The organism is Halomonas sp. BC04, from assembly GCF_000568385.1.
On the sequence record NZ_AZQX01000387.1, the window covers coordinates 1 to 6,952 of the forward strand.

The window sequence follows — 6,952 nt, forward strand, 5'->3', positions numbered from 1 at the left end:
GTCAGTGCACTGGCAACCGGCATTGGCTTCGCCATGCTGGGCGGCAAACTGCTCGAGTCCACCGCGCGTCAGCCGGAGCTTGGCGACCAGCTGCAGACCCGTACCTTCATCATGGCCGGCCTGCTCGACGCCGTACCGATGATCGGTGTTGGTATCGCGATGTACCTGATCTTCGTCGTTGCCGGTTAATGACAGCACCGAGCGCTGAGGCGCTCGGTTCGCTTCCATCCGGTCGCCACGAACCCGTCAGAGGTACATACCCGTGAATATCAACATGACGCTTATCGGGCAAACGATCGCCTTTGCGATCTTTGTCTGGTTCTGCATCAAGTACGTATGGCCGCCGATCAGCTCCGCGCTTCACGAGCGCCAGAAGAAGATTGCCGATGGCCTCGACGCAGCCAGCCGGGCTTCCCGCGACCTCGAGCTTGCTCAGGAGCAGGCCGCTCAGACACTGCGCGAGACCAAGGAGCAGGCCTCTCAGATTCTCGATCAGGCGAACAAGCGTTCCAGCCAGATGATCGAGGAGGCCCGCGAGCAGGCCCGCGCCGAAGGCGAGCGCCTGGTGGCCGGTGCACGTGCCGAGATCGATCAGGAAATCAATCGCGCCAAGGAAGAGCTTCGCGCCCAGGTGGCCTCGTTGGCCATTGTCGGTGCCGAGCGTGTTCTGGAAGCCTCCATCGACGAGAAGGCACACCGCAAGCTGCTAGACAAGCTTGCTGCCGAACTGTGAAGGAGGTGACCCATGGCGGAAACGTCTACTGTCGCACGACCCTACGCCAAGGCCGCATTCGAGTATGCGCGGGACCACAAGGCGCTTGAAGCCTGGTCCGACATGCTGGTCAAGCTGGGCCAGGTCGTCGCGGAGCGTGATGCTCAGAAATTGATCGCGAGCCCCAAGATTGCCACCGACCGCAAGGTCGACATGGTGATCGAGGTTGCCGACATCAGCGTGGATGATGCTGGTCGTCGCTTCCTCGAAGCCCTGGGCGACAAGGGGCGGCTATCGGCCCTGGGTGCCATCGCCGAGCAATTCGAGCGCCTGCGCGCCGACCACGAAAAACGTGTCGACGTCACCGTGGTCACGGCCTATGCGCTCGACGACAAGCAGCAGAACAAGCTCGCCGGCGCGCTCAAGAAGCGGCTGAATCGCGAAATCTCCATTACCACTCAGGTGGATCCGAAGCTTCTCGGAGGCGTCGTCCTGCGCGCCGGCGATACCGTCATCGACGGGTCGGTGCGCGGTCGACTGAATCGCCTCTCCGAAGCCCTTATCGCCTGAGTCTGAGGGACATGGCATGCAGCAACTGAATCCTTCCGAGATCAGCGACATCATCAAGCAGCGTATCGAAAAGCTGGATGTCGCATCCGAAGCCCGTAACCAGGGCACTATCGTCAGCGTCTCCGACGGCATCGTGAAAATCCACGGCCTCGAAGATGCGATGTTCGGTGAAATGATCGAATTCCCCGGCAACATCTTCGGCATGGTGCTTAACCTGGAGCGTGACTCCGTGGGCGCCGTGGTACTGGGCGACTACCTGCAGCTGGAAGAGGGCATGACCGCCAGCTGTACCGGTCGCATCCTCGAAGTGCCGGTGGGCCCCGAGCTGATCGGCCGCGTGGTCGACCCGCTGGGCTTCCCCATCGACGGCAAGGGCGACATCGACGCCAAGATGACCGACGCGGTGGAAAAGGTCGCCCCGGGCGTCATCACCCGTCAGTCGGTGGACGAGCCGATCCAGACCGGTCTCAAGTCGATCGACGCCATGGTGCCGATCGGTCGCGGTCAGCGTGAGCTGATCATCGGCGACCGCCAGATCGGTAAGTCGGCCATCGCCATCGACGCCATCATCAACCAGAAGGGCAAGGGCGTCACCTGTATCTACGTCGCCATCGGTCAGAAGCAGTCGACCATTGCCAACGTGGTGCGCAAGCTCGAAGAGCACGGTGCCATGGAGCATACCATCGTGGTCGCCGCCGGCGCTGCCGACCCGGCCCCGATGCAGTTCCTGGCACCTTACGCCGGTTGCACCATGGGCGAGTACTTCCGCGACCGTGGCCAGGACGCCCTGATCGTCTATGACGATCTGACCAAGCAGGCCTGGGCCTACCGTCAGGTCTCCCTGCTGCTGCGTCGTCCGCCGGGCCGCGAAGCCTACCCGGGCGACGTCTTCTATCTCCACTCGCGTCTGCTCGAGCGTGCCGCTCGCGTCAATGTCGATTATGTCGAGAAGTTCACCAACGGTGAAGTGAAGGGCAAGACCGGCTCGCTGACCGCACTGCCGATCATCGAGACTCAGGGTGGCGACGTCTCGGCCTTCGTTCCGACCAACGTGATCTCGATCACCGACGGTCAGATCTTCCTCGAGACCGACCTGTTCAACTCGGGTGTCCGTCCGGCCATCAACGCCGGTCTCTCGGTCTCGCGGGTGGGTGGTGCGGCCCAGACCAAGATCATCAAGAAGCTGGGTGGTGGTGTGCGTCTGGCTCTCGCCCAGTACCGTGAGCTGGCGGCCTTCTCGCAGTTCGCCTCCGATCTTGACGAAGCGACCCGCAAGCAGCTGGAGCACGGTCAGCGCGTCATGGAGCTGATGAAGCAGAAGCAGTATTCGCCGCTGTCCGTGGCCGAGATGGGGGTGTCTCTGTATGCCGCCAACGAAGGCTTCCTGGATGACGTCGACGTCGCCAAGGTGCTGGACTTCGAGCGTGCCCTGCACGACTACATGAAGTCCGAACATGCCGAGCTGCTCGATCAGATCAACCAGACCGGCGACTACAGCAAAGAGATCCAGGAAGGCTTGAAGTCGGGTCTCGAGAAGTTCAAGGCCACTCAGAGCTGGTAAATGCCGCCGGCCCACCCCCCGTGGGTGGGCCCTGGACATCTTCTGAGGGTCAAGAACGAGGTAGATCGCTATGGCAGCTGCAAAAGAGATACGCACCCAGATCGGGAGCATCAAGAATACGCAGAAGATCACCAGCGCCATGGAAATGGTGGCTGCATCGAAGATGCGTAAGGCACAGGATCTGATGAGGGCCAGCCAGCCCTATGCCCGCCAGATCCGCAACGTCGTGAGCCATATTGCCGACGCCAACCCCGAGTACCGCCACGACTACATGATCGAGCGTGACGCGAAACGGGTCGGCTATATCGTGGTCTCGACCGACCGCGGCCTGTGCGGCGGCCTGAACCATAACCTGTTCAAGGCCGTACTCAGGGATGCCAAGGCATGGCGCGACAAGGGGGCAGAACTCGATTTCTGCGCCCTGGGCAGCAAGGCCAGCGGCTTCTTCAAGAGCTACGGGGGCAACCTGGTGGCGGCGAAGAGCGGGCTGGGCGAGTCGCCCGAGGTCGAGGATCTGATCGGTAGTGTCAAGGTCATGCTGGATGCGTATGACGAGGGGCGCCTGGATCGGCTGTTCGTGGTGTACAACGAGTTCGTCAACACCATGACGCAGAAGCCGGTGGTCAGGCAGATACTGCCCCTGTCTCCCGATATGGGGGCGGATGCGGATCACGATGAAAACAAGCGTCCCGGTAGCTGGGACTACCTGTATGAGCCGGATGCCAAGGCGCTGCTCGATAGTCTGCTGGTTCGTTTCATCGAATCGCAGGTCTATCAGTCGGTGGTCGAGAATGGCGCCTGCGAACAGGCAGCGCGAATGATCGCGATGAAGAGCGCCACTGACAACGCCGGCGGTCTGATCGACGACCTGGAGATGGTGTACAACAAGGCCCGTCAGGCCGCCATCACCCAGGAAATCTCCGAGATCGTCGGTGGCGCCGCCGCCGTATAGCGCCAGGGAGGGTTATCCCTCCCGGCATGCAGGTTTCATTTTCAGGTATTTGAGAGGAACCAAGATGAGCGGACGTATCGTACAAATCATCGGCGCGGTGATTGACGTAGAGTTTCCGCGGGACGATGTTCCCAAGGTCTACGACGCGCTGAAGGTCTCGACAGCCGAGACCGTGCTCGAAACCCAGCAGCAGCTGGGCGACGGCGTGGTGCGCACCATCGCCATGGGCTCCACCGAGGGCCTCAAGCGTGGCATGGAAGTCACCAACACCGGTGCTGCCATCTCCGTGCCCGTGGGCAAGGAGACGCTGGGTCGGATCATGAACGTGCTCGGCGAGCCGATTGACGAAGCGGGTGACATCGGCGAGCAGGAGCGCATGCCGATCCACCGCAAGCCCCCGACCTATGCCGAGCAGGCGGCTTCCAACGAGCTGCTCGAGACCGGCATCAAGGTCATCGACCTGGTCTGTCCGTTCGCCAAGGGCGGCAAGGTCGGCCTGTTCGGCGGCGCCGGCGTGGGCAAGACCGTCAACATGATGGAACTGATCCGCAACATCGCCACCGAGCACAGCGGTTACTCGGTGTTCGCCGGTGTGGGCGAGCGGACTCGTGAGGGTAACGACTTCTTCCACGAGATGACCGAATCCAACGTTATCGACAAGGTATCGCTGGTCTACGGTCAGATGAACGAGCCGCCGGGCAACCGTCTGCGCGTGGCCCTGACCGGCCTGACCATCGCCGAGAAGTTCCGCGATGAAGGCCGCGACGTGCTGCTGTTCGTCGACAACATCTACCGCTACACCCTGGCCGGTACCGAGGTGTCCGCACTGCTGGGCCGTATGCCCTCCGCGGTAGGCTACCAGCCGACCCTGGCCGAGGAGATGGGCGTTCTGCAGGAGCGTATCACCTCCACCAAGACCGGCTCGATCACTTCCGTGCAGGCGGTCTACGTGCCCGCGGATGACTTGACCGACCCGTCGCCGGCGACCACCTTCTCGCACCTGGACGCCACCGTGGTATTGGCGCGCTCCATCGCCGAGCTGGGTATCTATCCGGCCATCGATCCGCTGGACTCCACCTCGCGTCAGCTGGATCCGCTGGTTGTGGGCGAAGAACACTACGACACCGCCCGCGGCGTGCAGAACGTGCTGCAGCGCTACAAGGAGCTCAAGGACATCATCGCGATCCTGGGCATGGACGAGCTGTCCGACGAGGACAAGCTGGCCGTATCCCGGGCGCGGAAGATCCAGCGCTTCCTGTCGCAGCCGTTCTTCGTTGCCGAGGTGTTCACCGGTGCTCCGGGCAAGTACGTGTCGCTGAAGGACACCATCCGTGGTTTCCAGGGTATCCTCGGTGGCGAATACGACGATCTGCCGGAGCAGGCCTTCTACATGGTGGGCAGCATTGACGAGGCCGTCGAGAAAGCCAACCAGATGAAGTAAGGCCGTCCACCAGGGGGACTTCGCTATGGCGAACAGCTTCAAGTGCAACATCGTCAGCGCCGAAGAGGCGATCTTCTCGGGGGAAATCGAGCAGCTCGTCGCATCCGGCATGATGGGCGACCTGGGCATCCTGCCCGGGCACGCCCCGCTGCTGACCGAGCTTCAGCCAGGTCCGATTCGGGTGATCCACGACGGTGGCGCGGAAGAGAACTTCTACGTCTCCGGCGGCTTCCTGGAAGTGCAGCCGGACGTGGTCACCATCCTCGCCGATGCGGCTTCACGGGCCGGTGACCTCGACGAGGCCGCCGCCGAGGAAGCCCGTCAGCATGCGCTGAAGGCGTTCAACGAAAAGTCGTCGGAGCTGGATTACACCCGCGCCGCCGCCGAGCTCGCTGAAGCCGTGGCACAGCTGCGGACCATCCAGCAGCTGCGCAAGAAGGCCGGCAAGGGCTGATCCTGGCCCTTACCGTGTAAAACGCCCCTCGAACGCTGTTCGAGGGGCGTTTTCGTCTCTGTTATGATGACAGTCATGATTGTGATGGTCGGCCTCAGTCGGCCGTTTTCCTTTCCAGAGGCGTCAGGAGGATGCCATGTCCCTGAACGAAACCCTAGCCGAACAGAAAGACGTCCTGGTATCTGCCCTCAAGGCCAATGATCGCGAGCGACTCGACGCCCTGCTGCCGGAGCTGCGGGCGGCGGACATCGCCGATATGCTCGAGTACATCGACGAGGAGGAGGAGGATCGCCGATCAGTATTTACCCTTCTCGAATACCTCTCGCTGGAGCGGCGTGCCCATATCATCGGCTACCTGACGGATGATCTCCAGGAAGCCCTTGCCAAGGAGATGTCGGACGACACGTTGCTGAGCGTCTTCGAGGAGATGAGTGCCGACGAGCGGGCCGACCTGTTCAACCTGCTCGATGAGGATCGTCGCGAAGGCCTTCTGCGGCGCATGGCGCGTCAGGAACGCGAGGACCTCAAACGGCTGGCCAGCTACGAGGAGGGCACGGCCGGGGCGATCATGACCTCGGACTATGTGGCGATCCCCAGTGGCATGACCGTGTCCCAGGCGATGATGCGGGTGCGCCAGACTGCGCCGGATGCCGAGACCGTCTATCAGCTCTATATCATCGACCAGGACGGCAAGCTGGCGGGAACCCTGTCGCTGCGCCAACTGATGGTGGCCAGGCCCGGGGCCCAGGTTGATGACTGATGATCAAGGATGTCATCAGCGTGTCGGTGGATGAAGAGCAGGAGGAGGTCGCCCGGCTGATCGCCCGCTACGACACCTTGGCCGTGCCCGTCATCGATGCGACGAGCGGCTGGTGGGCATCGTGACCCACGACGATGCCATGGACGTGGCCGAGGAAGAGGCCACCGAGGACATGCACAAGGGCGTGTCGGTGGGCAAGCTCGAGGGGGGGCTGCGCTCTGCCAGCCTGTTCGACCTCTACCGCAAGCGCATCGTCTGGCTGGTGCTGCTGGTCTTCGCCAACATCTTCTCCGGTGCCGGCATCGCCTACTTCGAGGAGACCATCGAGGCCTATATCGCCCTGGTGTTCTTCCTGCCCCTGCTGGTGGACAGCGGCGGCAACGCCGGCTCCCAGGCCGCCACCCTGATGGTTTCGCGGCATGGCCACCGGCGACGTGCGCAGTACGCGATGGGCCAGGGCTGCTGGGGGCCAGAGGTCTTCGTGGCAATAGGCCTGGGCCTG

At 62.5% G+C, this 6,952-nt stretch carries 9 protein-coding genes and 1 pseudogene; all 10 read left to right on the forward strand.

Translation table 11 applies throughout. From position 1 onward, the window contains the following. On the forward strand, positions 1-189 hold a 189-nt coding region (gene atpE, locus Q427_RS25860; RefSeq protein WP_043518307.1), incomplete at its 5' end, for a F0F1 ATP synthase subunit C. A 73-nt stretch (positions 190-262) separates the two neighbouring features. Further along, a complete protein-coding gene (locus Q427_RS25865; RefSeq protein ID WP_043518308.1) occupies positions 263-733 on the forward strand; it encodes a F0F1 ATP synthase subunit B in 471 nt (156 codons plus the stop codon). A gap of 12 nt (positions 734-745) precedes the next feature. Further along, positions 746-1,282 (forward strand): F0F1 ATP synthase subunit delta, encoded by a 537-nt coding sequence (locus Q427_RS25870; RefSeq protein WP_043518309.1) that lies wholly within the window; start codon positions 746-748, stop codon positions 1,280-1,282. A 16-nt stretch (positions 1,283-1,298) separates the two neighbouring features. After that, positions 1,299-2,843: a F0F1 ATP synthase subunit alpha gene (atpA, locus tag Q427_RS25875; RefSeq protein WP_043518310.1), complete on the forward strand. Its 1,545-nt coding sequence runs from the start codon at positions 1,299-1,301 to the stop codon at positions 2,841-2,843. A 70-nt stretch (positions 2,844-2,913) separates the two neighbouring features. Then, the gene (atpG, locus tag Q427_RS25880) at positions 2,914-3,795 is read left to right on the forward strand and encodes a F0F1 ATP synthase subunit gamma (RefSeq protein ID WP_043518311.1); all 882 of its coding nucleotides are present in this window, start codon (positions 2,914-2,916) and stop codon (positions 3,793-3,795) included. A gap of 64 nt (positions 3,796-3,859) precedes the next feature. Further along, complete coding sequence (atpD, locus tag Q427_RS25885) at positions 3,860-5,236, forward strand: F0F1 ATP synthase subunit beta (RefSeq protein WP_043518312.1); 1,377 nt, start codon at positions 3,860-3,862, stop codon at positions 5,234-5,236. A gap of 25 nt (positions 5,237-5,261) precedes the next feature. Beyond that, positions 5,262-5,690: a F0F1 ATP synthase subunit epsilon gene (locus tag Q427_RS25890; protein WP_043518313.1), complete on the forward strand. Its 429-nt coding sequence runs from the start codon at positions 5,262-5,264 to the stop codon at positions 5,688-5,690. A gap of 136 nt (positions 5,691-5,826) precedes the next feature. Beyond that, a complete protein-coding gene (locus Q427_RS37185; RefSeq protein WP_051496721.1) occupies positions 5,827-6,450 on the forward strand; it encodes a magnesium transporter MgtE N-terminal domain-containing protein in 624 nt (207 codons plus the stop codon). Continuing rightward, complete coding sequence (locus Q427_RS37190) at positions 6,450-6,575, forward strand: hypothetical protein (protein ID WP_442905580.1); 126 nt, start codon at positions 6,450-6,452, stop codon at positions 6,573-6,575. Before Q427_RS37185 ends, Q427_RS37190 begins: the two co-directional genes overlap by 1 nt. Further along, positions 6,563-6,952, forward strand: a pseudogene (locus Q427_RS37195) (magnesium transporter); the annotation flags it as partial. The gene Q427_RS37190 and the pseudogene Q427_RS37195, both read left to right, overlap by 13 nt.

What these genes read in the sequence shown, in the direction of transcription:
- Q427_RS25870 (WP_043518309.1), top strand. Translation starts at nt 746, where the DNA reads ATGGCGGAAACGTCTACTGTCGCACGACCCTACGCCAAGGCCGCATTC.
- Q427_RS25890 (WP_043518313.1), top strand. Translation starts at nt 5,262, where the DNA reads ATGGCGAACAGCTTCAAGTGCAACATCGTCAGCGCCGAAGAGGCGATC.
- Q427_RS37185 (WP_051496721.1), top strand. Translation starts at nt 5,827, where the DNA reads ATGTCCCTGAACGAAACCCTAGCCGAACAGAAAGACGTCCTGGTATCT.
- Q427_RS37190 (WP_442905580.1), top strand. Translation starts at nt 6,450, where the DNA reads ATGATCAAGGATGTCATCAGCGTGTCGGTGGATGAAGAGCAGGAGGAG.
- atpD (WP_043518312.1), top strand. Translation starts at nt 3,860, where the DNA reads ATGAGCGGACGTATCGTACAAATCATCGGCGCGGTGATTGACGTAGAG.
- atpG (WP_043518311.1), top strand. Translation starts at nt 2,914, where the DNA reads ATGGCAGCTGCAAAAGAGATACGCACCCAGATCGGGAGCATCAAGAAT.
- atpA (WP_043518310.1), top strand. Translation starts at nt 1,299, where the DNA reads ATGCAGCAACTGAATCCTTCCGAGATCAGCGACATCATCAAGCAGCGT.